Source organism: Rathayibacter sp. VKM Ac-2760, from assembly GCF_009834185.1.
GTDB lineage: Bacteria > Actinomycetota > Actinomycetes > Actinomycetales > Microbacteriaceae > Rathayibacter.
In genome coordinates this window covers 3,734,457-3,756,834 of record NZ_CP047173.1, presented here as the reverse complement: position 1 = coordinate 3,756,834, position 22,378 = coordinate 3,734,457, and the positions used below count along the sequence as shown (strand labels likewise).

Here is a 22,378-nt window from a genome sequence, read left to right as displayed (position 1 = left end):
CGTGCCGGGGTGGCGGAGGCGATCGGGCGGTGGTGGGACAGGCGGCGGTTCTCGCGCGGGGTCGAGGTGCCGTACCCGGTGGGGACCTACCGCGAGGCGTGGACGTCCTACCCGGTGCTCGTGCGGCAGTACCGGCCCGAGTACAACGGCGGCATCGTGCTCAGCCAGATCCCGCCGGCGGCCGACGTGTTCCTCTGCTGGCTGTGCGACGCGGGGCACGTCTTCGTCGCCACGCCGGAGGAGCAGCGGCACCGGCCCGGCCGCGAGCGGCGGCGCTCCTCCTGGTGCCCGGACTGCGCGGCACTCGCGAAGCCGCGGACGCCCCGGCCCGCGACGATCCCCGCGATCGATCGGGCTGCCGAGGGCCCGCCCGAGCTCGCCCCAGTGGAGCCGGCGCCGCCCGTGTCCGCTCCGCCCGTGTCGGCTTCGGCCAGGTCCGCTCCGGCGACTCGGGCGGCGGGCCGGCCGCGGGCGCGGCCCCCGCGGATCTGCACGAAGACGCCCGCGCTGCGGCCGGGGGAGGCGTTCGCGAGCGTGTGCGCGCCTCCGCCGGCGTCGGCCGTCGAGGCGCGGCTGCGGGCGCTGCTGGCGGAGCGGCTGGAGTTCGAGTCGGGACTGACGGCGGTGCGGCTGAGCCGGCCGTTCTTCGAGCACGTGGAGGCCTGGCCGGACATCGTGCTGGGCGATCTGCGGGTGGCGATCGAGTACGACTCGACCGGGCGCCACGGGCTCGAGCACGTCGGCCGACGGGAGGAGGCGGACCGGCGGAAGGACCGTGCACTGCGGTCGGTCGGCTGGGAGGTGGTGCGGGTGCGCACGGGGCGGCTCGCGCCGCTCGGTCCGCACGACCTCACGGCGTCGGGGGTGTCGTCGGGGCTCGTCGATCGGCTGCTCGATCAGCTGCGCGAGATCCGCGGGCCGCTGCTCGTCGACGCCTGGCTGCGCTGATCGCGCGGCGGCTCCCAGGCCCGGGGTCAGCCGCGCAGGGCCAGGGCCTCGCTCTGCCAGCGGCGGAGCAGTGCCCACGGGTCCGGCTCGCCGGCGCGCAGGATCTCGATGTGGCGGTCGAGCGCGGCGCTGCGGGCGAACCACTCCGTCCGCTCCAGGCGCTCGGCGGCGAACTGGGCGTGCCGGTGCTGCTCGAGCGGCCGGCCGCCCCGCTCGAAGGCGAGCAGCTCCTCGTGCCGCAGCCGGTGCAGCCGCTGGCGGGGGTTGCTGCTCGTGCCGATCTTGATCCGCTCGCCGAAGCGGATGTAGTAGACGACGTCGACCCGCGGGGGCGGCAGCTCGCCGTCGGGCGCGTCGCCGAGCCGCCACTCGCAGGCGGCGCAGAGCCAGCCGGACGGCAGCCGGACGCCCAGCCGCGAGCCGCAGACGAGGCACGGAGTCGGCAGGGCGTCGACGACCCCGTCCTCCCGGGCGACCCAGTCGTGCGCGAGCCCGAGGTGCGCCGCGCAGAGCGCGAGCGGTGCGCCCGGCTCGGCAGCCGACGCGCAGCCGTCGAGTGCGCAGGAGGTCATCTGCCGACCGTAGGCACGACCTCCGACATCCGGCGCGCGGCTCAGGGCAGGCGGTCGACCAGCTCCGAGGCGAGCCCCGTGTAGCCGGCGGGCGTCAGCGCGAGCAGGCGCGCCTTCGCCGCGTCGCCGATGTCGAGGCCGTCGACGAAGACGGCGAGGTCCTCGGCGCCGAGGCGCTTGCCGCGGGTGAGGTCCTTGAGCAGCGCGTACGGGTCGGTGATGGAGGAGCGGCCGGCGACCACCTCGGCGCGGATGACGGTTTGGATCGCCTCGGCGAGCACCTCCCAGTTGCTGTCGAGGTCGGCTGCGAGGGCGCGCGGGTCGAGGTCGATCTCGAGCAGACCGCGCGCGATGTTGTCGAGCGCGAGCAGGGAGTGGCCGAAGGCGACGCCGATGTTGCGCTGGGTCGTCGAGTCGGTGAGGTCGCGCTGCAGCCGCGAGGTCACCAGGGTCTGCCCGAGCGAGTCGAGCAGGGCGCTGGAGAGCTCGAGGTTCGCCTCGGCGTTCTCGAACCGGATCGGGTTGATCTTGTGCGGCATGGTCGACGATCCCGTGGCTCCGGCCTGCGGGATCTGCCGGAAGTAGCCGAGCGAGATGTAGGTCCAGACGTCGGTGCAGATGTTGTGCAGGATGCGGTTCGCGTGCGCGGCCCTGCCGTAGAGCTCCGCCTGCCAGTCGTGCGACTCGATCTGGGTGGTCAGCGGGTTGAAGACGAGGCCGAGGGAGTCGACGAACTCCGCCGCGAGGCCTGCCCAGTCGACGTCCGGATCGGCGGCGAGGTGCGCGGCGAAGGTGCCGGTCGCGCCGCTGAACTTGCCGAGGTACTCGGTCGCCTCGATCTGCGCGACGACCCGCTCGAGGCGGAAGGCGTAGACGGCGAACTCCTTGCCCATGGTGGTGGGCGTCGCGGGCTGGCCGTGGGTGCGGCTGAGCATCGACTCGCCGCGGTAGCGGACGGCGAGCTCGCGGAGGGAGGCGACGACCGAGCGCAGCTTGGGCAGCCAGATCTCGCCGACGGCCTCGCGGACCACGAGGGCGTAGGAGAGGTTGTTGATGTCCTCGCTGGTAGCGGCGAAGTGGGTGAGTTCGGCGACGCGGTCGAGACCGAGGTCGGCGACCCAGCGGCGGACGAGGTACTCGACGGCCTTCACGTCATGGCGGGTGACGGCCTCGAGGGCGGCGAGCTCGTCGATCTCGGCCTGGCCGAAGTCGCGGGCGCGGCGGCGCAGCTCCTCCGCGGCGGCGGGCTCGATCGGCGCGGACCCGAAGACGCGGCGATCGGTGAGGGCGATCAGCCACTCGACCTCGACGTGCACGCGGGCGCGGTTCAGCCCGGCCTCCGACAGGTGCTCGCCGAGCGGGGAGACGGCGGCGCTGTAGCGGCCGTCGAGCGGGCTGAGCGGCTGGGGAGGGAGCGAGGTCATGCGGTGGTGCCTTCCGGTTCTCGGGGATCCCCCGCGGGGACGGCATCGGCGCTGGAGCGCGCGTCGGGGGAATCGGTGCGGACCGTGCGGTTGCCGCGCAGTCCCGGTTCGATCTGGGCGAAGAGCGCCCGGCATGCGCGCTCGATGAGCGCGAGCACCGAGTCGAACGCCGCCGCATCGGAATAGTAGGGGTCCGGGACGTCCCCCTGCGGGGAGAGGGAGGGTTCGAAGGCGAGCAGGCGCCGGATCTTCTGCCGGTCGACGTCGGTGCGCGCCCACGAGCGCAGCGCCCGCTCGTGACCGTGATCGAGGGCGACGACGAGGTCGAACTCGTCGAAGCGCGAGGGGTCGAACAGACGGGCGCGGTGCGGTGCGCCGTCGAGCCCGCGGCGCTCCAGCGCGTCCAGCGCGCGGCGATCGGCGTGCTCGCCGAGGTGCCACTCGCCCGTGCCGGAGGAGGTGATCTCGATCACGGATCCCAGCCCGGCCCGCTCAGCGAGGGAGCGCAGCACCACCTCCGCCATCGGCGACCGGCAGATGTTGCCGGTGCAGACGAAGCACACGGCGAACGCCGAGGGCGCGGGGGAGCGGGGGGTCACCCGCCCATCATGGCGCACCGATCGTCCTCCACAACCGGTCGATTCCCGCCCCCTCCACCGATCGGGGGCGGGCGGTCCCACGAGCGCCGGGCGTGCTCGAGGCTGGCCGCGGGCGACGAGAGGACGGAGGTGGCGGATGGATGTCGAGGTGGGTGCAGCGGGTGCGGCCGTGCCGTGGCCGAGCGCGGAGGTGGCGGCGCTCGCCGAGCGCATCGGGGTGCTGCGCGGGGCGGCGGGCGGCATCCTCCCCGACGCCGACTGGGAGGGGGCGGCGGCGCGGCGCTACGCCGAGTGGGCGGCCGGGCTGCTCGCCGGTCTCGCGACCGCGGAGGGGGCCGCGCTCGAGCTCGCGACGGGAGCGGGCGGGTGAGGGCGCCGGCTCCGGTGCGGGTCGAGACCGGCGAGCTCGACGAGCGCCGGCGGGTGCTCGAGCGGCTCGCGGCGGAGCTGGGGAGTGCGCGGCGCTCGGCGACGGGCTCGTCCCGGCGGTGCTGGTCGCGGCGCCGGGGCGGGCGGGCGAGCCGACGCTGCTCGCCGACCGGCTCCGCGCCCTCGAGGCCGACGCGGTGGCGCTCCGCGACGCGCTCGAGGCGGCCGCGGCGGGGTACGAGCGGGCGGAGGAGGCCGCGGCGCCCGATGCCATGCCGATCCTCGGTCCCGAGGGGTCCCTCGACGTCTTCGAGCGCCGGGCGGGCGAGTCCCTGGCTCGGCGGCTCCCCGGGGCGGTGGAGGACGCGGGGGTGCTGGTCCGGGCGGTCGCCGACGCCGTGTTCGGATCGGTCCCGGCGGCGGCGCGGGCTCTCGCGGGGGACGAGGGTGCCGAGGCCGATCTGGCGGCGGAGGGGGAGGACCTGGTCCGCGCGCTGCTGGGGGACCCGCTCGTGATCGAGGGTCTGCGCGGGCTCATCTCCTGGATCGGACTCGGCACCGAGATCGGGGTGCTGCTCCTGCCGCCGCCGCTCGCCCAGGCGGTGGGGCGGCCGACGTCCGAGCAGGTGATCGGCAACGGGGTGCAGTCGGCGGCGGGGGCGCTCGTGATCCTCGGGACCCTGTTCGGCGTGCTGCCGGCGCCGGGGGAGCGGGAGCTGCGCGTGGAGCGGGTGGCGCCGCCGGTCGACCCGGTCACCGCGCCGTCGGGCTGGGGGGAGCTCGCCGCTCGGATCCCGCCGAGCGATCCCGACGGCCCGCAGGTCGTGATCGAGCGGTACCGCGAGGAGTGGCTGGTCACCGTCTCCGGCACGACCGACTGGAGCGCCGATCCGGAGCAGGCGTTCGGGGCCGTCTCCAACCTGCAGGCGATGGGCGGTCGGCGGGCGGCCTCGGTCGACGGCGTGCTCGCGGCGATGGCCGCGGCGGGAGTCCCGCCCGGCGCTCCTGTGACGATGGCGGCGCACTCGCAGGGCGGGCTCGTCGCGCTCCGGGTGGCGCAGACCGGGCGCTACGACGTGCACGACGTCGTCACCTTCGGCGCTCCCGTGCGCGGGCTCGACCTGCCGGACGGGACCCGCTCGCTCTCGATCGAGCACTCCGACGACCTGGTGCCGGCGCTCAGCGGCTTCGGCCGGACGGCGGCGGAGGAGCCGGGGGTGGTCGTGGTCGAGCGCGACTCCCCGGCGGACGCGCCGCGAGACGGTCTCGTGCCCGCGCACGACCTCGACGCCTACGTCGCCACCGGGCGCGCCCTCGATGCGGCGGCCGACCCCCGGCTCGCGGCGGCCGGGGCCGCGCTCTTCCCGCTCTGGCGGGGAGCACCGGACGCGCGCGTCGCCGCCCGGCTGACGACCGTGCCGGTCAGTCCTCGCGACGGGTGCGCGCGAGCGGGCGGAGCAGCAGGCCGATGAACCAGTTCACGATCGCGAGCACGAGGGCGCCGAGGACGCCCCACCAGAAGCCGTCCACGACCAGGCCGAAGCCGAAGAGGCCGCTGATCCAGGCCGTCAGCAGCAGGAGCAGGCCGTTGACCAGGAAGGAGACGAGACCGAGCGTGAGCACGTACAGCGGGAAGGCCACGACGCGGACGACCCCGCCGACCACGGAGTTGACCACGCCGAAGATCACGGCGACCAGGAGGTATGTGAGCACCGCCGCGGCCGGTCCCTCCTCGTACGGATCGACGCGGACGCCCGCGACGACGAGCGTGGTCAGCCAGAGGGCGACGGCGTTGGTGGCGAGGCCGAGGAGGAGTCTGCGCATGCTCCCACTCTGGCGCACCTGCCGGCGCCCCGGGAGCGGGCGCGGGCGCCTCCCGCCGCGGGCCCGGCCGCCGCCCGAATAGCATGGGCCGGTGACCGACCAGCAGGAGCCTCCCGTCCGCCTCCGCCCCGAGATCCTCGCCCTGCCCGCCTACCGGCAGGGCCGCGCAGCCTCCGCGGACGCGTTCAAGCTCTCGTCCAACGAGAACCCGTTCGATCCGCTGCCCTCGGTGCTCGAGCGGGTGCAGGCGATCACCGACTTCAACCGCTACCCCGACGCGGCGGCCACGGCGCTGCGGACGGCGCTCGCCGAGAGCTACGGCGTCGGGATCGACGAGGTGATCGTCGGAGCCGGCTCGGTCGCTGTCATCGCCCAGCTGATCACCGCCGCCGCCGGCCCGGGCGACGAGGTCGTGCACGCCTGGCGCTCCTTCGAGGCGTACCCCTCGCTGATCACCACCGCCGGGGCGACCGGCGTCCGCGTGCCGCTGCGCGCCGACGACACGCACGACCTCGACGCGATGGCGCAGGCGATCACCGAGCGCACCCGACTCGTGATCGTCTGCAGCCCGAACAACCCCACGGGCACCGTCGCCACCGCGGACGACGTCGCCGCCTTCCTCGACCGGGTCCCGGGCGACGTGCTCGTCCTCCTCGACGAGGCCTACGCCGAGTTCGTCGGCGACGAGCGCGCGGTCGACGGCGCGCTCCTGCTCGGCCGCCACCCCAACCTCGTCGTCGCGCGCACCTTCTCGAAGGCCTACGGGCTCGCGGGCCTGCGGGTCGGCTACGCGATCGGGCACCCGCGCATCCTCGACGCCGCCCGCTCGACCGCCATCCCGCTCTCGGTCACCCGCTTCGCCGAGACCGCCGCCGTCGCCTCGCTCGAGCACCGCGACGAGCTGCTCGAGCGCGTCCGCCGCATCGCCCAGCTGCGCGACCACCTCTGGCAGGCCCTGCTCGACCAGGGCTGGACCGTCCCGAAGTCGGAGGCGAACTTCCTCTGGTTCGACACCCGCGACGAGACGGAGGCCGCCGCCGCCGTCTTCGAGCGCGCCGGCGTCGTCGTCCGCGCGTTCCCGCCGGAGGGCATCCGCGTCTCCGTCGGCGAGGCGAGTTCTGTCGACAAGCTCCTCACCGCGGCGGCGGAGATTGTGGGCACCCTCCCGAAGGGGCATCCCGCGAGGCGGATAGGTTAGTCGGGTGGCAGCCACCAGCGAGACGCCGACGGTCCAGTTCCTCACTGCGGACGGTCGCTACGCACCGACCCCCGCGGCCGAGCAGTACGCCCCCTTCCTCGACGGGATCGACGAGGCGCAGCACCGCTCCTTCTACCGCGAGATGGCGGTCGTCCGCCGGTTCGACATCGAGGCCGCGAACCTGCAGCGGCAGGGTCAGCTCGGGCTCTGGGTGCCGAGCCACGGGCAGGAGGCGGCGCAGGTCGGCTCCGCGTTCGCGCTGCGGCCGCAGGACCACGTCTTCCCCTCCTACCGCGAGCACGTCGTCGGCAAGATCCGCGGCGTCGACCTGCTCCGCGTGCTCGGGCTGCTGCGCGGCGTGACGCACGGCGGCTGGGACCCGAAGGACCCGGCGAACGGCAACTTCCACCTCTACACGCTCGTCCTCGGCTCGCAGGCCCTGCACGCGACCGGCTACGCGATGGGCCTCACCTTCGACGGCGTCACCGGCACCGGCGACCCGGAGCGGGACGAGGCGGTCATCGTCTACTTCGGCGACGGTGCCTCCAGCCAGGGCGACGTCAGCGAGGCGATGGTCTTCGCGGCGAGCTACCGGACGCCCGAGGTGTTCTTCCTGCAGAACAACCACTACGCGATCTCGGTGCCCGTCGCCACGCAGTCGCGCAGCCCGCTCTACCTCCGCTCCTCCGGCTTCGGCATCCCCGGCGTGCAGATCGACGGCAACGACGTGCTCGCGAGCTACGCCGTCACCGCGAAGCACCTCGCCGACGCCCGCTCCGGCGGCGGACCGCAGTTCATCGAGGCGCTCACCTACCGCATCGGCGCGCACACCTCGAGCGACGACCCGACGAAGTACCGGACCGGCGACGAGCTCGCCTCGTGGGTCGCGAAGGACCCGATCACCCGGTTCGCCGCGTACCTGCGCGCCGAGGGCGCCCCGCAGTCCTTCTTCGACGAGATCGACGAGGAGGCGAAGGACTACGCGGCCGACATCCGCCGCCGCCTGCTCGCGCTCGAGGCGCCGCCCGTCGACGTGATGTTCGACCACGTGTACTCGGAGCCCCACCAGCCGGTGGCGGAGCAGAAGGCGTGGCTCCAGCGCTACGAGCAGTCCTTCGGAGGCGACCCGCGATGACCATCGACACGAGCACCACCGTCCAGCCGCCGCTCGGCGACGCGCAGCTGGAGTCCCTCTCCATGGCCAAGGCGCTCAACGCCGGGCTCCGCCGCGCCATGACCGAGAACGACCGCGTCCTGCTGATGGGCGAGGACATCGGCCCCCTCGGCGGCGTCTTCCGCATCACGGAGGGCCTGCACGCGGAGTTCGGGCCGCAGCGCGTGCTCGACACCCCGCTCGCGGAGTCGGGCATCGTCGGCACCGCGATCGGCCTGGCCATGCGCGGCTTCCGCCCGGTCTGCGAGATCCAGTTCGACGGCTTCATCTACCCGGCCTTCGACCAGATCACCTCCCAGCTGGCGAAGATGACCAACCGGCACGAGGGCGCGCTCACCATGCCCGTCGTCATCCGGGTGCCCTACGGCGGGCACATCGGCGCGGTCGAGCACCACCAGGAGAGCAACGAGGCGTACTTCGCGCACACCGCCGGCCTCCGCGTGGTCAGCCCGTCCACCCCGAACGACGCCTACTGGATGATCCAGGAGGCCATCGCCTCGGACGACCCGGTGATGTTCTTCGAGCCGAAGAGCCGCTACTGGCCCAAGGGCGACGTCGACCTCTCCGCCTCCGCCGCTCCGCTGCACGCGAGCCGCGTCGTCCGCCAGGGCGACGAGGTCACCGTCGTGGGCTGGGGCCCGATGGTCTCCGTGCTGCTCCAGGCGGCCGAGCTGGCGGGCGAGGAGGGGACGAGCGTCGAGGTCGTCGACCTGCGCTCGCTCTCGCCGATCGACTGGGAGCCGCTGCTCGCGTCGGTCCGCAAGACCGGCCGGCTCGTCGTCGCGCAGGAGGCCTCCGCGAACGTGAGCCTCGGCTCCGAGATCGCCGCGACCGTCACCGAGCGCGCGTTCTACTCGCTCGAGGCTCCGGTGCTGCGCGTCGCCGGCTTCGACACGCCCTTCCCGCCCGCGAAGGTCGAGAAGCTCTTCCTCCCCGACGTCGACCGCGTGCTCGAGGCCGTCGACCGCTCGCTCGCGTACTGACGCGCCCGCCCGGCGACGCTCCCGCGTCCCGGCGCGCCCCCTCCTCTCACGCACGACCGGCACAGCCAGGAGCCCTGACGATGACTGAGCACTTCCTCCTCCCCGATGTCGGCGAGGGCCTCACCGAGGCCGAGATCGTCGCCTGGCGGGTCAAGGTCGGCGACGAGGTGACCGTCAACCAGGTCCTCGTCGAGATCGAGACCGCGAAGTCGCTCGTGGAGCTCCCCTCCCCGTTCAGCGGCACCGTCGTCGACGTGCTCGTCGACGAGGGCCAGACCGTCGACGTCGGCACCCCGATCATCACCGTGCAGGGCGCGGGGTCCGCCGGATCCGAGATCCCGGCGATGCCGGCGCAGGCCGCCCCGCCCGCCGCGCCGCCCGCCCCCTCCACGACCGAGCCCGGCGAGGGCTCCGGCGCCGCGCTCGTCGGCTACGGCACCGCGGGCGGACACGTCGCGACACGCCGCCGCCGACCCGCCGCCGCGGAGGCCCCCGCACGCCCCGCCGCGCCGCAGCGGCCGGCCTCGGTCCCCGCCTCCTCGGCGCTGCCCGTGATCGCCAAGCCGCCGATCCGCAAGCTCGCCAAGGACCTCGACGTCGACCTCCTCGAGGTCCAGGCGACGGGGCTCGCAGGCGAGGTCACCCGCGACGACGTCATCCGCCATGCCTCCCAGGCCAGCGTCTTCCGCAACATCCAGACGCCGGAGTGGGGCGACTCCCGCGAGGAGCGCATCCCCGTCCGCGGCGTCCGCAAGGCCATCGCCTCCGCCATGTCGCGCAGCGCCTTCACCGCGCCGCACGTCAGCGTCTTCGTCGACGTCGACGCGACCCGCACGATGGAGTTCGTCAAGCGGCTGAAGAACTCGCCCGACTTCGCCGGCACGAAGGTCTCGCCGCTGCTGATCATGGCCAAGGCGATCATCTGGGCGGTGCGGCGGAACCCCACCGTGAACTCCGCCTGGACCGACACCGACATCGTCGTGCGCCACTACGTCAACCTCGGCATCGCCGCCGCCACCCCGCGCGGACTGCTCGTGCCCAACGTCAAGGACGCCCAGTCGATGAGCCTCCTCGAGCTCGCCCAGGCGCTCGAGAAGCTCACCCTCGACGCCCGCGACGGCAAGACCTCCGCCGCCGACATGCAGAACGGCACCATCACCATCACCAACATCGGCGTGTTCGGCATGGACACCGGCACCCCGATCCTCAACCCCGGCGAGGTCGCGATCATCGCTCTCGGCACCATCAAGCAGAAGCCGTGGGTGGTCGACGGCGAGGTCCGGCCCCGCTTCGTCACCACCGTCGGCGGCTCCTTCGACCACCGCGTCGTCGACGGCGACGTCGTCAGCCGCTTCGTCGCCGACGTCGCGAGCGTGCTGGAGGAACCGGCGCTGTTGCTCGATTGAGCTTGTTCGAGCGGATTCCTCCTTCGTCGTCATCCGCTCCTCGGTCGGCTCCAGTGGGTGGTCGCGTTCCGCAGAGCGTCTCGCGTACCGGTACGACGAATCGCTGGCACGCGATTCGCCGCGGTGCCGGTTCGAGCGGATTCCTCCTTCGTCGTCATCCGCTCCGCGGTCGGCTGGGGCGGGTGGTCGCGTTCCGCAGAGCGTCTCGCGTACCGGTACGACGAATCGCTGGCACGCGATTCGCCGGTGACCTCGGCCTCGCGCGGGGAGTGACGTGCTCGTGCTGGGGGCTCCGCTTCGCGGTCGTCCCCTTGCTGGTCGAGTAGCCGCGGAGCGGCGTATCGAGACCCACGTGCTCCGAGGTCGGGAATCTCGATACGCGCCCTGCGGGCGCTCCTCGATCAGCGGGGGAGGGGCGTGCTCGTTCGGCGGCTCCGCTTCGCGGTCGCACTCCTCGATCAGCGGGCGGGGTCAGCGGGACGCGAAGGAGTGCAGGGCGAGGTCGGCGGCGAGCGCGGTGCTCGCGGCGGCGCCGCGGACGCTGGTGCCCTGGGCGTCGAGCGGCGGGCTGACGACGGCGGCGCCGAGGCGGCCGGGGGCGGAGAGGACGATCGCGCCGGAGACGCTCGACTTTGCGGGGACGCCGACGGCGAGCATCCAGCGGCCCGAGCCGTCGTAGACGCCGCACGTCGCCATCACCGAGACCACGTCGCGGGCGACGCGCGCCGGCACGACGCGCTCGCCGGTGACCGGATTCGTGCCGCCGAGGGCGAGGGTCGCACCCATCACCGCCAGGCCCTCCGCGTCGACGAGGACGGCGCAGGCGCGGGCGTAGGCGGCGACGGCGTCGTCGGCGCCGCGGTGCAGGGTGCCCTCCGCGCGCATCAGGTGCGCGAGCGCGTGGTTGCGGTCGCCGAGCAGGTGCTCGTTCGAGGCGACGCTCTCGTCGACCTCGAGGGTGCGGCCGGCGAAGGCCGACAGCCCGCGGAGGATGCGCGCACTGCGTCCGGCCGCGTCGCCGCCGTCGACGAGGGCGGCGGTCAGCAGGGCGCCCGCGTTGACCATCGGGTTCGGCGGGCGGCCGGTGCCGCTCTCGAGCTTCAGGGCGTCGAAGGCCTCGCCGGTCGGCTCGATGCCGACCCGGTCGAGGGCGTCGCCGTCGGTGTCGAGCAGGGCGAGCGCGAACAGGAACGGCTTGACCGCGGACTGGATGCTGAACGGCACGTCGGCCTGCGCGCTCGTGCGCACGCTCCCGTCGGGCAGCGCCAGCGCGATCGCGCACAGCTCCGGGTCCGCCGCGGCGAGCTCCGGGATGCTGTCGTCCACCTCGCCGCCGCGCTCCCCCCGCACGCGAGCCCGCAGGGCGTCGAGGTCGTACTCCCGGGGGTCGTCTGCCGCACTCATCCCCCCACCCTGCCAGTCCCGCCCGCCCGCCCCGCGCCCGCCCCCTTCCGCGAGATGCCACTTGTGCTCGCCTCCCGCGGCGTGTCGTGCTCACAAGTGGCATCTCGCGGAAGGGAGGGGAGGGGGGTCAGCCGGTCAGGCGGCGGACGGCGTCGCGGACGAGGGCGTCGTCGGCCGGCTCCTCGTCGAGGGCGCGGTGGATGGTGAGGCCCTCCATCAGCGCGTCGAGCATGCGGGCGGTGACCGGGTCGAAGTGCAGCTCGAGGGCGGCGCGCGAGCGGGCCATCCAGCTGCGGGTGATGCTGCGGTACTCCGGGCGGCGGGCGGCGAGCGTGTAGAGCTCGTGGGTGATCACGAGCTCGCGGCGGCTGCCGAAGATGTCGTGCACGACCACGTCGATGACGGCCTGGCGCGCCTGCTCGGCGGTCCGCGCGCCGGTCATCCGCCGCAGCGTCTGCTCGGCGACGGAGTCGGCGAAGCGGGTGAACGCCTCGCGCAGCAGCTCGTCCATCCCGGCGAAGTGGTAGCTCATCGAGCCGAGCGGCACGTCGGCCGCGGCGGCGACCCGGCGGTGCGAGGTGCCGGTGACGCCCGACTCCGCGATCACGTCGAGGCAGGCGTCGATGATGCGGTCGCGGCGGTGCGGGTCGGTGCGCCGCGGCGCGCGGGGGGCGGGCTCGCTCACTCCGCGATGCTCCGGATCACCCGCGCCGGGTTGCCCACGGCGACCACTCCGGCGGGGATGTCGCGCGTCACGACCGCGCCGGCCCCGATCACGCTGTCGTCGCCGATGCTGACGCCGGGGCAGACGATCACGCCGCCGCCGAGCCAGACGTTGTCGCCGATCGTGATCGGCAGCGCCGCTTCGAGCTTGTCGCGGCGCGGGCCGGGCTCGACCGGGTGCGTGGGCGTGAGCAGCTGCACGTTCGGGCCGATCTGGCAGTCGGCGCCGATCGTGATCGCTGCGACGTCGAGCGCGGTCAGGTTGTAGTTGACGAAGCTGCGCGGCCCGATCCGGATGTTCTCGCCGTAGTCGACGAAGAGCGGCGGCTTCACGAACGCGTCCTCGCCGAGCGAGCCGAGCAGCTCCGCCAGCAGTGGGCGCGCGGCGGCCTCGTCGGCGACGGCGGCGCGGTGGTACGCGTCGGCGAGCCGGACCGCGCGCTGGGCCAGCCGCGCGTTCTCGGGGTCGTCGGCGATGTAGAGGTCTCCGGCGAGCATCCGCTCGCGGTTGGTGCGGTCGTCCCCGGCGAAGTGGTCCATGTGCACGATCGTACACAGTGCGTGTACGTTCGTACGCATGCCCCGCGTCACCGCCCCCGCCACCGCTCCGCCGACCGCACCGCCGGCGCCCGAGATCCGCCGCGCCCGCGCCGCCGTCGCCGCGCTGTTCCTCACCAACGGCGCGCTCTTCGCCAACCTCGTCCCGCGCTACCCCGAGATCAAGGCCGACCTCGCGCTCGACAACGCGGCGTACGGAGTCGCGATCGCGGCGTTCCCGGCCGGCGCGATCGTCGCCGGGCTCGCCGCGGCCGTCGTGATCCGCCGCCTCGGCAGCGGGCGCGCCGCCGTGCTCGGCACGATCCTCACCGCCGTCGGCACCGTGCTGGCGGGCTTCTCGCCGTCGCTGCTGGTCTTCGCCGGCGCGCTCGCTGTCGCCGGGGCGACGGACGCGATCACCGACGTCGCGCAGAACACCCACGGCCTGCGGGTGCAGCGCCGCTACGGCCGCTCGATCATCAACTCCTTCCACGCGATCTGGTCGATCGGCGCGGTGCTCGGCGGCTCGATGGCGGCCGGGGCGATCGCGCTCGGGGTGCCGCGGGCGGTGCACTTGAGCGTCTCGGGGGTGCTCTTCGCGATCGTCTCGCTGATCGCGCTGCGCTTCTGCCTGCCGGGGCGCGACGACGAGTCGGCCGCCGGGTCGGGAGCATCGGCGCCGGTCGTCCGGGCGCGCGTCCGCCCGCGGGTGGCGCTGATCCTGGCCGCGCTCGTCGCGGTGGCGATCGCCGGCACGCTCGTCGAGGACGCGGCCTCGACCTGGGCGGCCGTGTACCTGAACGGCTCGCTCGGCGCGCCGGCGGCGGTCGCGGCGTACGGCTTCGTCGCGCTCGTCGGCGCCCAGTTCGTCGGCCGGATCATGGGCGACCGGCTGGTCGACCGCTTCGGCCAGCGCGCGGTGGTGCGGGTCGGCGGGTTGATCGCGGCGCTCGGGATGGGCGCGGCGCTGGCGTTCCCCTCCGTCCCCGGCACGATCGCCGGCTTCGCCGCCGCGGGCTTCGGGCTCGCCACCACCGTGCCGGCCGCGATGCACGAGGCGGACGAGATCCCGGGGCTGCGCGCGGGCACCGGTGTGACGCTCGTCTCCTGGCTGATGCGGCTCGGCTTCCTGCTCTCGCCGCCCGTCGTCGGCCTCGTCGCGGACGGCGCGGGGCTGCGCGCCGGCCTGCTCGTGGTGCCGATCGCGGGGGTGGTCGCGGTGCTGCTCGCCGGGGTCCTCAGCCGCCGGCGCACGACGGAGGCGGCGTCGTGAGCGCGATCGAGGCGGTGCTCTGGGACATGGACGGCACGATCGTCGACTCGGAGCCGGCCTGGGTCCGGGCGCAGGAGCGGCTCGCCGCGCGCTTCGGCCGCGAGTGGACGCACGCCGACGCGCTCGCGCTGATCGGCAGCACGATGGCGCAGACGGTGCAGGCGCTGCAGGACGCCGGCGTCGACCTGCCCGGCGCGGAGGTGGAGGCGGAGCTCGAGCGCGACGTGCTCGCCGAGATGCGCCGCGGGCTCGACTGGCGGCCGGGCGCGCGCGAGCTGCTGCGCGACGTGCACACGGCCGGGGTGCGGCAGGCGATCGTGACGACCTCCTCGCGGGTCATGGCGCGGGTCGTCGCCGACGCACTCGCCGCCGAGGTGCCGCTCGCCGCGCTCGTCACGGGCGACGACGTGTCGCGGGGCAAGCCGCATCCGGAGCCGTACCTGCTGGCCGCAGCGATCCTCGGGGTCGATGTCGCGCGCTGCATCGCGATCGAGGACTCGCCGACCGGGCTCGCGGCGGCGGTCGCCTCGGGGGCGTGCGCGATCGGGGTGCCGCACGACGCGGAGCTCGCGGCGGGGGCGGATCGCACGCTCTGGGCGACGCTCGCGGGGCGCGGGGTCGCGGATCTCGAGGCGCTCCTGCGCTGAGGTGCGGGCGGACGGGGATCTCGATACGCCCGCTGCGCGGGCTGCTCGATCAGCAAGGGGTCCTGCTGGTCGAGCAGCGGGCCGCAGGCGCGCGCATCGAGGCCCGGGCGTCAGGCCGTCAGCGCGACCGCCGTCCAGGACACGGGGGGCAGGACGAGCGTCAGCACGCCGTCGGCCAGCGTCGCGTCGACGGGCGTGAGGCCCACGCGCTCCTGGTCGTCCTTCGTGTTCTTCGCGTAGACGTCCTCGTCGAAGATCCCGACCGCCTCGGCGACGGTCGTGACGCCGAGGCCGCTCACGTCGACCGACACCTCGAGCGGCTCGGTCGTCGAGCGGTTGACCAGGAAGACCGACGCGCGGCCCTCGTCGAGCGTCGCGACGGAGTCGACCAGCGGCGCGTCGCCGTGGCGCGCGGTCGCGTACGACCCGACCTCGATCCGGGGCCGCAGCACCGAGCCGGAGGCGAGGCGCGCGGTGGTCGAGAACGGGAAGAACGTGGTCTGGCGCCAGGCGGCGCCTCCGGGCTCGGTCATGATCGGCGCGATGACGTTGACGAGCTGCGCGAGCGAGGCCGAGGTGACCCGGTCCGAGTTCTTCAGCAGCGTGATCATCAGGTTGCCGAGCACGACCGCGTCGGCGACGGAGTAGACGTCCTCGAGCAGTCGCGGCGCGTACTCCCACTCGCGAGTGCTCTGGTCGCCGGCGGCGTCGGCCTGCTCCTTCGCGTTCCACTCCGAGAGGTACCAGACGTTCCACTCGTCGAAGGAGAGCTTGATGTCCTTGGTCTTCCGGAGCTTGTGCTTCACGTGGTCGACGGTCGCGGCGACGGTCGCGATGAAGTACTCCATCTCGACGGAGGAGGCGAGGAACGAGCCGAGGTCGCCGTCGTACTCCTGGTAGTAGGCGTGGCAGGAGACGTACTCGACGTCGTCGTAGGTGTGCTCGAGGACGACGCGCTCCCACTCGCCGAAGGTCGGCATCGACGAGCCGGACGAGCCGCAGACCACGAGCTCGAGCGACGGGTCGGCGATCTTGAGCGCCTTCGCGGTGCGGGAGGCGAGCTTGCCGTAGTCGTCGGCGTTCATGTGGCCGACCTGCCAGGGGCCGTCCATCTCGTTGCCGAGGCACCACATCCGGATGTCGTGCGGCTCGGTCGCGCCGTTCGCGATGCGCTGGTCGGCGAGGAAGGTGCCGGCCGTGCCGTTGGCGTACTCGAGCACGTCGAGCGCCTCGAGGACGCCGCGGGTGCCGAGGTTGACGGCGTACATGATCTCGCTGCCGGTCAGCTTCGCCCACTTCGCGAAGTCGTCCAGGCCGACCTCGTTGGTCTCGAGCGAGTGCCAGGCCAGGTCGCGGCGGCGCGGGCGGTCCTCGCGCGGGCCGACGCCGTCCTCCCAGCGGTAGCCGGAGACGAAGTTGCCGCCGGGGTAGCGGACGGTGGTGGAGCCCAGCTCCTTGACCAGCTCGACGACGTCGAGGCGGAAGCCGTCCTCGTTCGCGGTGGGGTGGCCGGGCTCGTAGATCCCGTCGTAGACGCAGCGGCCGAGGTGCTCGACGAACGAGCCGAAGAGCCGGGGGTTCACGGGGGCGACGACCGCGGCCGGGTCCAGGGTGATGCGCGCGGCGGCGGGGGAGGTGGTGGCGTCGGTCATTCGTGGCCCTTCCGAGGCAGCCGCGGGCGATCCCCGCGCATCGTTTCTAACGTTGTAGAAACGATGGTGCGGGCCCGCGCGGCCGGTGTCAAGACCGCCGCCCCCGCCGCCCCCCGGCCGCCCTCCCCGCCGCCGTTCAGTCGCCGTGTGCTCGACTGGGCCGGTGAACGCCACCGACGCCTGCTCCGCGCTCGCCGACCGCGTCGACGCTCTGGCCGCCGCCTCGCCCCGGCCGCGCGCGCGCTGATCGCGGCCGTCGCGCGCGAGGTGGCCGGCATCCGGCCGCTGCCGCTCGGGCTGGCCGACCTCGCCAGCGGCGGCAGCAACCGGATCCGCGGCCGCGGCTTCGAGGGTCCCTACGACGACGGCACCCGCGGCCAGGCCCGGCACTTCGCGGGCGTGGCCGGCGCGACGCTGCACCTCGGCGGCCCGCTCGCGCACCTCCTGATGCGCACGGCCGGCGGCGACCCGCGCGGCAGTGCGGACGACCGGCTGACCGGTCGGGCGGTCGAGTGGAGCCGGCTGCTGCGCCGCGGGGAGCTGCGGGTCGCGGAGGCCGGCGACTGGATCCGGCGGGAGATCTGCGCCTGCTGACCGGGCAGCCGCACCCAGCCCTCAGCCCGCGGTCGACTCCCGCGCGATCAGCGCGAACGCGGCCTCGAGCAGCTCCGGCGGCCCGGACCGCGTGCCGTCGATCCGCGCCTCGAGCAGGTCGACCGCCGTCCGGGCGATCTCGTCGCGACCGGAGTCGATGCTGGTGAGGCTCGGCGAGGAGTAGCGCGCCTCGTCGATGTCGTCGAAGCCGATCACCGCGACGTCGCGCGGCACCCGCACGCCCGCGTCCTGCAGCGCCCGCAGCGCGCCGAGCGCGAGCGTGTCGTTGAGCGCGAAGACGGCGTCGAAATCGAGGCCGCTCTCGAGCAGGCGCCGCATCGCCTCCGCACCGCCCGAGCGACGCCAGGGCCCGGCGCCGCTGATCAGGCGCCCGTCGAAGGGGAGGTCCGCGTCGGCGAGGGCGGCGCGGTAGCCCTCGAGCCGCAGGGTGGCCGAGCTGACGCCGCCGCCCTCGTGCGCGCCGAGCGCGACGATGCGGCGTCGACCCGCCGCGATCAGGTGCGCGGTGGCGGCGCGAGCGGCGGCCACGTTCTGCATCGTGACGTGGTCGACCCGGCCGGTGAAGATCCGCTCGCCGAGCAGCACCAGCGGGGAGTCGACGGCGAGCGCCTCCTCGTCGCCCTCGCCCAGGCCGAGCGGGCTGAAGAGCAGGCCGTCGGTGAGCCGGCGCCGCGCCCCGGTCAGCACGCTGCGCTCGCGCTCGGCGTCGCCGCCGGTCTGCTCGATCAGCACGGTGAGTCCGCGGCCGTCGGCCGCGCGCATCACGCTGTCGGCGAGCTCGGCGAAGTAGGGGACGCTCAGCTCGGGCAGGGCGAGCCCGATCACGCCGGTGCGACCGCGGCGGAGGCTGCGGGCGGCCAGGTTGGGCCGGTAGCCGAGCGCGGTGATCGCGGCTTGCACGCGCTCGCGGGTGGCGGGCCGCACGTGCGGGTAGTCGTTGATGACGTTCGAGACCGTCTTGATCGAGACGTCGGCGGCGCGGGCGACGTCGTGCAGCGTGACCGCCATGTCCCTCCTCCGCTCGCTGCGCTCACCGTACAACGGGCCCGGGGGCGCCCCCGTGCCAGGCTGGTGCGGACGAGAGGGGGCGCGATGGACGCGCGCGAGCACGAGGTCCGCCGGCGGATGGACGCCCGCGAGCTGTACGTCGATGCCGGCGAGGGGCTCGAGGCGCTCGAGGAGGAGCGGATCCGCGGCAAGGAGCTCGCGCACGCCTACAACGCGACCGGGCCCCGCGAGGTCGACGAGCGCCGGCGCCTGCTGCACGAGCTGTTCGAGGCGGTCGGCGAGGGCGCCTGGGTCGAGCCGCCGCTGCACGTCGCCTACGGCAGCCGGGTCCGGCTGGGCGCGAACGTCTACGTGAACTTCGGGCTGACGCTGGTCGACGACGTCGAGGTCGTGATCGGCGACCGGGTGATGATCGCGCCGAACGTCACGATCAGCACCACCGGGCACCCCGTGCATCCGGAGCTGCGCCGCGACGGCACGCAGTTCTCAGCGCCGGTCGTGATCGAGGACGACGTCTGGATCGGCGCCGGCGCGATCCTGCTGCCCGGCGTGACGATCGGCGCGGGCTCGGTCGTGGCGGCGGGCGCGGTCGTCACGGCGAGCGTGCCCCCGCTGGTCGTCGCGGGCGGCGTGCCGGCGCGCGTGCTGCGGCCGATCGGCGAGGCGGACCGCTCCTGGGAGTGGCGGGCCCCGCGCACCCTCGGCTGACCGGGCCGCCGCGCGCGCCGGGTAGGCTCCGCGGGTGACACGCTCCCGACTGGTCCTGCTCGACGTCGACGGCACGATCCTGGACGAGGGCGTGATCGCCGCGTCGGTGCGCGAGGCCGTCTCCGGCGCGCGGAGCAACGGCCACCTCGTCCTCGTCGCGACCGGCCGCTCGCGCGCCGAGATCCCGCAGCAGGTCCTCGACCTCGGCTTCGACGGGGTCGTCTCCGCGGCCGGCGGCTTCGTCGAGCTCGACGGCGTCCTGCTCGAGTCGCGCACGATGCCGCCCGAGGACGTCGAGGCGATCGCCGGGTTCTTCGAGGCGCACGGGATCGCCTACTCGCTGCAGTCGTTCGACGACGTCTTCGCGAGCGGAGGAGCGGGCGCCGGCACCGTCCCGACCGAGGGGATCGCCAAGGCGACCTTCTTCGGCGAGGACGGCACCGCGTTCGCCCTCGTGCGCGACGGCCTCGGCGAGCGCTTCCACGTCATCACCGGCACGATCCCGTCGCTCGGCGACGCGGGTGGCGAGGTCAGCCTCCGCGGGGTGGACAAGGGCAGCGCGCTCGTCCGCCTGGCGGAGCACCTCGGCCACCCGCTCGCCGACACGATCGCGATCGGCGACAGCTCGAACGACGTCGAGATGCTGGCGGCCGCCGGTGTCGGCATCGCGATGGGGAACGCCTCCGACGCGGCCCGCGCGGCCGCCGACGAGGTCACGACCTCCGTCCGCGCGGACGGCGTCCGGACGGCGTTCCGGCGGCACGGCCTGCTCTGAGTCCGGCCGGGCCGCGGCCGATCAGGTGTACCAGGTCGGCTCGGGGACCTCGTTGAGAAGGGTGTAGACGCCGATCTCGCGGCGCTTGTAGGGCAGCGGGTCGTGCAGGGAGTGCGTGCGGAGGTTCCGCCAGTAGAGGTCGAGGCCGACCGAGCTGGAGGAGGCGCGGGCGCCGGTCAGCTCGAAGACGCGGGTGGCGGCGGCGAGGCCGTCCTCGACGATGCGCGCCTTCGCCGCCGCGATCCGCACCGCGATCTCGCCGCGGCGCCGGGGCGTCAGCTCCTCGCGCGGCGCGTGCAGGGCGGCCGAGAGCGCGGCGCCGGTCGCGTCGATCAGCGCCTCGTCGGCCCAGAGCCGCGACTGCAGATCGCCGTAGCCCTCGAGGATGTACCACTCCTCGCTCGCGCGGTCCTTGTCGTCGCCGCCGTACGGCCACGCCCTGGTCGACTCGCGGGTGTACTGCGCGGCCCGCTCGAGCGCGCCCTGGGCGATGCCGAGGTAGAACTCGGCGAACACCTGCTGGATCGTCGGCACGTTGAGGGTGCCGTACTCGAGCGGCTGGAAGACCCGGTCGACGAAGCCGGCCGCCGCGGCCCACGGCACCCGCACGTCGCGGATCTCGACCGAGCCGGACTCGGTCAGGCGCTGGCCGAGGCTGTTCCAATCGCGGCCGAAGACGATGCCGTCCTGCGCGGTCGGCACGATCGCGAAGACGTGGGTCGCCGTCCCCTCGAGGACGCCCTCCAGCACGGTCAGGTCGCTGACGACTCCGCCGGTCGAGAACGACTTGCGGCCGGAGAAGACCAGCTCGTCGCCCTCCTCGCGGATGGTGAGATCGGAGTCGCGCGGGTTGACGGCGCCGCCGTAGAGCAGGTTCCCCTCCGTGGCGAGCTGCTCGACCGCGGCGATCTGCTCGGCGGTCCCGACCAGCCGCGCCGCCCAGGCCCAGAGGTAGTGGTAGCCGAGCAGCTGGCCGATCGAGCCGTCGGCGCGCGCGATCGTGCGGACGACCCGGAGCGCGACGCTCCACTCCTGGCCGCCGCCGCCGTGCTCGATGGGGCCGAGCAGGGTGACGAGGCCGGCGCTCTTCAGCAGCGCGACCTCGGCGAAGGGGGCGGCGCCGGCGCGGTCGCGCTCGAGCGCGTCGACGGCGAGGACGGCGGCGGCCTCCTCGGCGCGGGCGATCCACTCCTCGGGGCCGGCGGGGCGGGGCGCCGGACCAGCGGTCGGTCGGCGGTGCGTCGGTCGGCGGTGCCTCGAGGGGCGGGGTCTCGAGGGCGGGGGACGGTGCGGTGGTGCTCACGGTGGTTCCTCTCCGGGTGCGGCGATCGCGGGCGGTGCGGCGTTCGCGGGTGGTGCGGCGACTGTGGCAGTCGTGGCGGGCGCACGCACCGAATGCGACGACCCGTGACCGCTCGTGACGCCGGACGACGCGACCGGCGAGGAGGATCCGCGGTGACTTTGACAATCGTTATCAATAGCCGCTACCGTGGCCACACCCCGACCGTCCGGCTCCGGACTCAGATTGGCTCTCCCGTGAAGACCCGCTCCCTCGCCCTCGCCGCGCTGCTCGGCAGTGCCGCGCTCGCCCTCTCGGCGTGCTCCGGCACGGCCTCCTCGACCGGCTCCTCGTCCTCCGGTGCGGACGGCGCCGTCGCCGTCGTCGCGTCGACCGACGTCTACGGCGACCTGGCCCGCAGCATCGGCGGCGATCTGGTCGACGTCACGAGCATCATCGACAGCCCGGACAAGGACCCGCACGAGTACGAGGCCACGGCCCGCGACCAGCTCGCCCTCTCGAACGCGGCGCTCGTCATCGAGAACGGCGGCGGCTACGACGCCTTCGTCGACACCATGATCGACGCCTCCGGCTCGACCGCCCCCGTGATCACCGCCACGGTCGTCGCGGGCCTCGAGGAGGAGCACGCCCACGAGGACGAGGCCGCCGACGCCGGCCACGACGAGGCCGGCCACGAGCACGCCGAGTACAACGAGCACGTCTGGTACGACCTGTCCGCCGTCCGCGAGACGGTCACCGCGATCGCCGACGAGCTGTCCACGATCGACCCGGACAACGCCGCCACCTACGCCGCCAACGCCGAGACCCTCGGCGGCTCCCTCGACACCCTGATCGACCGTGAGGCCACCCTCAAGGGCACGCTCGGCGGCCGCTCGATCGCCATCACCGAGCCCGTTCCGCTCTACCTGACCGACGCACTCGGTCTCGTCAACGCGACTCCGGAGGCGTTCAGCGAGGCGGTCGAGGAGGGCACCGACGTCCCCGCGACCACGCTGCAGGAGACGCTCGCCCTCTTCTCCGACGGCACGGTCGATGCGCTCGTCTTCAACGAGCAGACCGAGAGCTCGCAGACCCAGGCCGTGCTCGACGCGGCGGAGTCGGCCGGCATCCCGACCGTCGGCGTCACCGAGACGCTGCCCGAGGGCGACGATTACGTCGGCTGGATGACCGCGAACCTCGACGCCCTCGAGGGAGCCCTCTCGTCGTGACGACACCCTCCTCGACCCCACCCGGTCCGTC

23 protein-coding genes and 1 pseudogene are annotated in these 22,378 nt (G+C 74.2%); 13 read left to right on the top strand and 11 right to left on the bottom strand.

Features of this window, described 5'->3' with window-relative positions; translation table 11 throughout:
* Positions 1–9 precede the first annotated feature (9 nt).
* Positions 10–948, top strand: coding sequence for a hypothetical protein (locus GSU72_RS17280; protein WP_167306114.1), 939 nt, complete (start codon positions 10–12; stop codon positions 946–948).
* Between the two features lie 26 nt (positions 949–974).
* On the opposite strand, the gene GSU72_RS17275 is transcribed toward GSU72_RS17280, so the two are convergent.
* Genes GSU72_RS17275 through GSU72_RS21705 form a run of 3 tightly spaced genes read right to left on the bottom strand, consistent with a single transcriptional unit; the run spans position 975 to position 3,543 of the window.
* Positions 975–1,520 carry a GIY-YIG nuclease family protein gene (locus GSU72_RS17275; RefSeq protein ID WP_159986141.1) on the bottom strand — a complete coding sequence of 182 codons (546 nt, stop codon included), beginning with the start codon at positions 1,518–1,520 and terminating at the stop codon, positions 975–977.
* 41 nt (positions 1,521–1,561) lie between these two features.
* Positions 1,562–2,944 (bottom strand): adenylosuccinate lyase, encoded by a 1,383-nt coding sequence (purB, locus tag GSU72_RS17270; RefSeq protein WP_159986140.1) that lies wholly within the window; start codon positions 2,942–2,944, stop codon positions 1,562–1,564.
* Positions 2,941–3,543: a low molecular weight protein-tyrosine-phosphatase gene (locus GSU72_RS21705; protein WP_279631694.1), complete on the bottom strand. Its 603-nt coding sequence runs from the start codon at positions 3,541–3,543 to the stop codon at positions 2,941–2,943. Before GSU72_RS21705 ends, purB begins: the two co-directional genes overlap by 4 nt.
* A gap of 136 nt (positions 3,544–3,679) precedes the next feature.
* Here GSU72_RS21705 and GSU72_RS17260 point away from each other — a divergent pair, with 136 nt between their 5' ends.
* Positions 3,680–3,913 carry a hypothetical protein gene (locus GSU72_RS17260; protein ID WP_167306079.1) on the top strand — a complete coding sequence of 78 codons (234 nt, stop codon included), beginning with the start codon at positions 3,680–3,682 and terminating at the stop codon, positions 3,911–3,913.
* 118 nt (positions 3,914–4,031) lie between these two features.
* Positions 4,032–5,384: a hypothetical protein gene (locus tag GSU72_RS17255; protein ID WP_159986137.1), complete on the top strand. Its 1,353-nt coding sequence runs from the start codon at positions 4,032–4,034 to the stop codon at positions 5,382–5,384.
* Here the strand turns inward: GSU72_RS17255 and GSU72_RS17250 are convergent.
* Entirely contained in the window at positions 5,335–5,736 is a 402-nt protein-coding gene (locus tag GSU72_RS17250) for a phage holin family protein (protein ID WP_159986136.1), read from the bottom strand. The two genes, GSU72_RS17255 and GSU72_RS17250, sit on opposite strands and share 50 nt — an antisense overlap.
* A 91-nt stretch (positions 5,737–5,827) precedes the next feature.
* Between GSU72_RS17250 and hisC the strand changes: the two genes are divergently transcribed.
* The 4 genes from hisC to GSU72_RS17230 all read left to right on the top strand — a co-directional run bounded on the left by hisC (position 5,828) and on the right by GSU72_RS17230 (position 10,497).
* The gene (gene hisC, locus GSU72_RS17245; protein WP_159986135.1) at positions 5,828–6,934 is read left to right on the top strand and encodes a histidinol-phosphate transaminase; all 1,107 of its coding nucleotides are present in this window, start codon (positions 5,828–5,830) and stop codon (positions 6,932–6,934) included.
* A 4-nt stretch (positions 6,935–6,938) separates the two neighbouring features.
* On the top strand, positions 6,939–8,069 hold the full coding sequence (locus tag GSU72_RS17240) for a thiamine pyrophosphate-dependent enzyme (protein ID WP_159986134.1): 1,131 nt from the start codon (positions 6,939–6,941) through the stop codon (positions 8,067–8,069).
* Positions 8,066–9,091 (top strand): alpha-ketoacid dehydrogenase subunit beta, encoded by a 1,026-nt coding sequence (locus GSU72_RS17235; RefSeq protein WP_159986133.1) that lies wholly within the window; start codon positions 8,066–8,068, stop codon positions 9,089–9,091. The genes GSU72_RS17240 and GSU72_RS17235 overlap by 4 nt, the downstream gene beginning before the upstream one ends.
* Positions 9,092–9,171: 80 nt before the next feature.
* Complete coding sequence (locus GSU72_RS17230) at positions 9,172–10,497, top strand: dihydrolipoamide acetyltransferase family protein (RefSeq protein WP_159986132.1); 1,326 nt, start codon at positions 9,172–9,174, stop codon at positions 10,495–10,497.
* Between the two features lie 471 nt (positions 10,498–10,968).
* Here GSU72_RS17230 and glsA read toward each other — a convergent pair whose 3' ends face one another.
* From glsA to GSU72_RS17215, 3 genes are all read right to left on the bottom strand, one after another.
* Positions 10,969–11,901, bottom strand: coding sequence for a glutaminase A (gene glsA / locus GSU72_RS17225; protein WP_159986131.1), 933 nt, complete (start codon positions 11,899–11,901; stop codon positions 10,969–10,971).
* A 127-nt stretch (positions 11,902–12,028) separates the two neighbouring features.
* Entirely contained in the window at positions 12,029–12,586 is a 558-nt protein-coding gene (locus GSU72_RS17220; RefSeq protein WP_159986130.1) for a TetR family transcriptional regulator, read from the bottom strand.
* Positions 12,583–13,170 carry a sugar O-acetyltransferase gene (locus tag GSU72_RS17215; RefSeq protein WP_159986129.1) on the bottom strand — a complete coding sequence of 196 codons (588 nt, stop codon included), beginning with the start codon at positions 13,168–13,170 and terminating at the stop codon, positions 12,583–12,585. The genes GSU72_RS17220 and GSU72_RS17215 overlap by 4 nt, the downstream gene beginning before the upstream one ends.
* A gap of 31 nt (positions 13,171–13,201) precedes the next feature.
* On the opposite strand from GSU72_RS17215, the gene GSU72_RS17210 reads away from it, so the two are divergent.
* Positions 13,202–14,434, top strand: coding sequence for an MFS transporter (locus tag GSU72_RS17210; protein ID WP_159986128.1), 1,233 nt, complete (start codon positions 13,202–13,204; stop codon positions 14,432–14,434).
* Positions 14,431–15,081 (top strand): HAD family phosphatase, encoded by a 651-nt coding sequence (locus tag GSU72_RS17205; RefSeq protein ID WP_244255868.1) that lies wholly within the window; start codon positions 14,431–14,433, stop codon positions 15,079–15,081. The genes GSU72_RS17210 and GSU72_RS17205 overlap by 4 nt, the downstream gene beginning before the upstream one ends.
* A gap of 110 nt (positions 15,082–15,191) precedes the next feature.
* On the opposite strand, the gene GSU72_RS17200 is transcribed toward GSU72_RS17205, so the two are convergent.
* The gene (locus GSU72_RS17200; RefSeq protein ID WP_159986127.1) at positions 15,192–16,733 is read right to left on the bottom strand and encodes an alpha-L-arabinofuranosidase C-terminal domain-containing protein; all 1,542 of its coding nucleotides are present in this window, start codon (positions 16,731–16,733) and stop codon (positions 15,192–15,194) included.
* A 63-nt stretch (positions 16,734–16,796) separates the two neighbouring features.
* On the opposite strand from GSU72_RS17200, the gene GSU72_RS17195 reads away from it, so the two are divergent.
* The gene (locus GSU72_RS17195) at positions 16,797–17,327 is read left to right on the top strand and encodes a hypothetical protein (RefSeq protein WP_159986126.1); all 531 of its coding nucleotides are present in this window, start codon (positions 16,797–16,799) and stop codon (positions 17,325–17,327) included.
* A 21-nt stretch (positions 17,328–17,348) separates the two neighbouring features.
* Here the strand turns inward: GSU72_RS17195 and GSU72_RS17190 are convergent, their stop codons facing one another.
* Positions 17,349–18,356, bottom strand: coding sequence for a LacI family DNA-binding transcriptional regulator (locus GSU72_RS17190; protein ID WP_159986125.1), 1,008 nt, complete (start codon positions 18,354–18,356; stop codon positions 17,349–17,351).
* Positions 18,357–18,440: 84 nt separating this feature from the next.
* Here GSU72_RS17190 and GSU72_RS17185 point away from each other — a divergent pair, with 84 nt between their 5' ends.
* On the top strand, positions 18,441–19,064 hold the full coding sequence (locus tag GSU72_RS17185; protein ID WP_159986124.1) for a sugar O-acetyltransferase: 624 nt from the start codon (positions 18,441–18,443) through the stop codon (positions 19,062–19,064).
* A 34-nt stretch (positions 19,065–19,098) separates the two neighbouring features.
* Complete coding sequence (locus GSU72_RS17180) at positions 19,099–19,839, top strand: HAD family hydrolase (protein ID WP_159986123.1); 741 nt, start codon at positions 19,099–19,101, stop codon at positions 19,837–19,839.
* Positions 19,840–19,860: 21 nt separating this feature from the next.
* On the opposite strand, the gene GSU72_RS21700 is transcribed toward GSU72_RS17180, so the two are convergent.
* Positions 19,861–20,589 (bottom strand): hypothetical protein, encoded by a 729-nt coding sequence (locus GSU72_RS21700; protein WP_244255867.1) that lies wholly within the window; start codon positions 20,587–20,589, stop codon positions 19,861–19,863.
* Between the two features lie 216 nt (positions 20,590–20,805).
* A pseudogene (locus GSU72_RS21925) lies at positions 20,806–21,024 on the bottom strand (acyl-CoA dehydrogenase family protein); the annotation flags it as partial.
* Between the two features lie 351 nt (positions 21,025–21,375).
* Here GSU72_RS21925 and GSU72_RS17170 point away from each other — a divergent pair.
* Positions 21,376–22,347, top strand: a complete 972-nt coding sequence (locus GSU72_RS17170) for a zinc ABC transporter substrate-binding protein (protein ID WP_244255866.1) — start codon at positions 21,376–21,378, stop codon at positions 22,345–22,347.
* The last annotated feature ends 31 nt before the right edge of the window (positions 22,348–22,378 follow it).

What these genes read in the sequence shown, in the direction of transcription:
- GSU72_RS17275 (WP_159986141.1), bottom strand. Translation starts at nt 1,520, where the DNA reads ATGACCTCCTGCGCACTCGACGGCTGCGCGTCGGCTGCCGAGCCGGGC.
- purB (WP_159986140.1), bottom strand. Translation starts at nt 2,944, where the DNA reads ATGACCTCGCTCCCTCCCCAGCCGCTCAGCCCGCTCGACGGCCGCTAC.
- GSU72_RS17260 (WP_167306079.1), top strand. Translation starts at nt 3,680, where the DNA reads ATGGATGTCGAGGTGGGTGCAGCGGGTGCGGCCGTGCCGTGGCCGAGC.
- GSU72_RS17250 (WP_159986136.1), bottom strand. Translation starts at nt 5,736, where the DNA reads ATGCGCAGACTCCTCCTCGGCCTCGCCACCAACGCCGTCGCCCTCTGG.
- GSU72_RS17235 (WP_159986133.1), top strand. Translation starts at nt 8,066, where the DNA reads ATGACCATCGACACGAGCACCACCGTCCAGCCGCCGCTCGGCGACGCG.
- GSU72_RS17230 (WP_159986132.1), top strand. Translation starts at nt 9,172, where the DNA reads ATGACTGAGCACTTCCTCCTCCCCGATGTCGGCGAGGGCCTCACCGAG.
- glsA (WP_159986131.1), bottom strand. Translation starts at nt 11,901, where the DNA reads ATGAGTGCGGCAGACGACCCCCGGGAGTACGACCTCGACGCCCTGCGG.
- GSU72_RS17210 (WP_159986128.1), top strand. Translation starts at nt 13,202, where the DNA reads ATGCCCCGCGTCACCGCCCCCGCCACCGCTCCGCCGACCGCACCGCCG.
- GSU72_RS17200 (WP_159986127.1), bottom strand. Translation starts at nt 16,733, where the DNA reads ATGACCGACGCCACCACCTCCCCCGCCGCCGCGCGCATCACCCTGGAC.
- GSU72_RS17195 (WP_159986126.1), top strand. Translation starts at nt 16,797, where the DNA reads ATGGTGCGGGCCCGCGCGGCCGGTGTCAAGACCGCCGCCCCCGCCGCC.
- GSU72_RS17190 (WP_159986125.1), bottom strand. Translation starts at nt 18,356, where the DNA reads ATGGCGGTCACGCTGCACGACGTCGCCCGCGCCGCCGACGTCTCGATC.
- GSU72_RS17185 (WP_159986124.1), top strand. Translation starts at nt 18,441, where the DNA reads ATGGACGCGCGCGAGCACGAGGTCCGCCGGCGGATGGACGCCCGCGAG.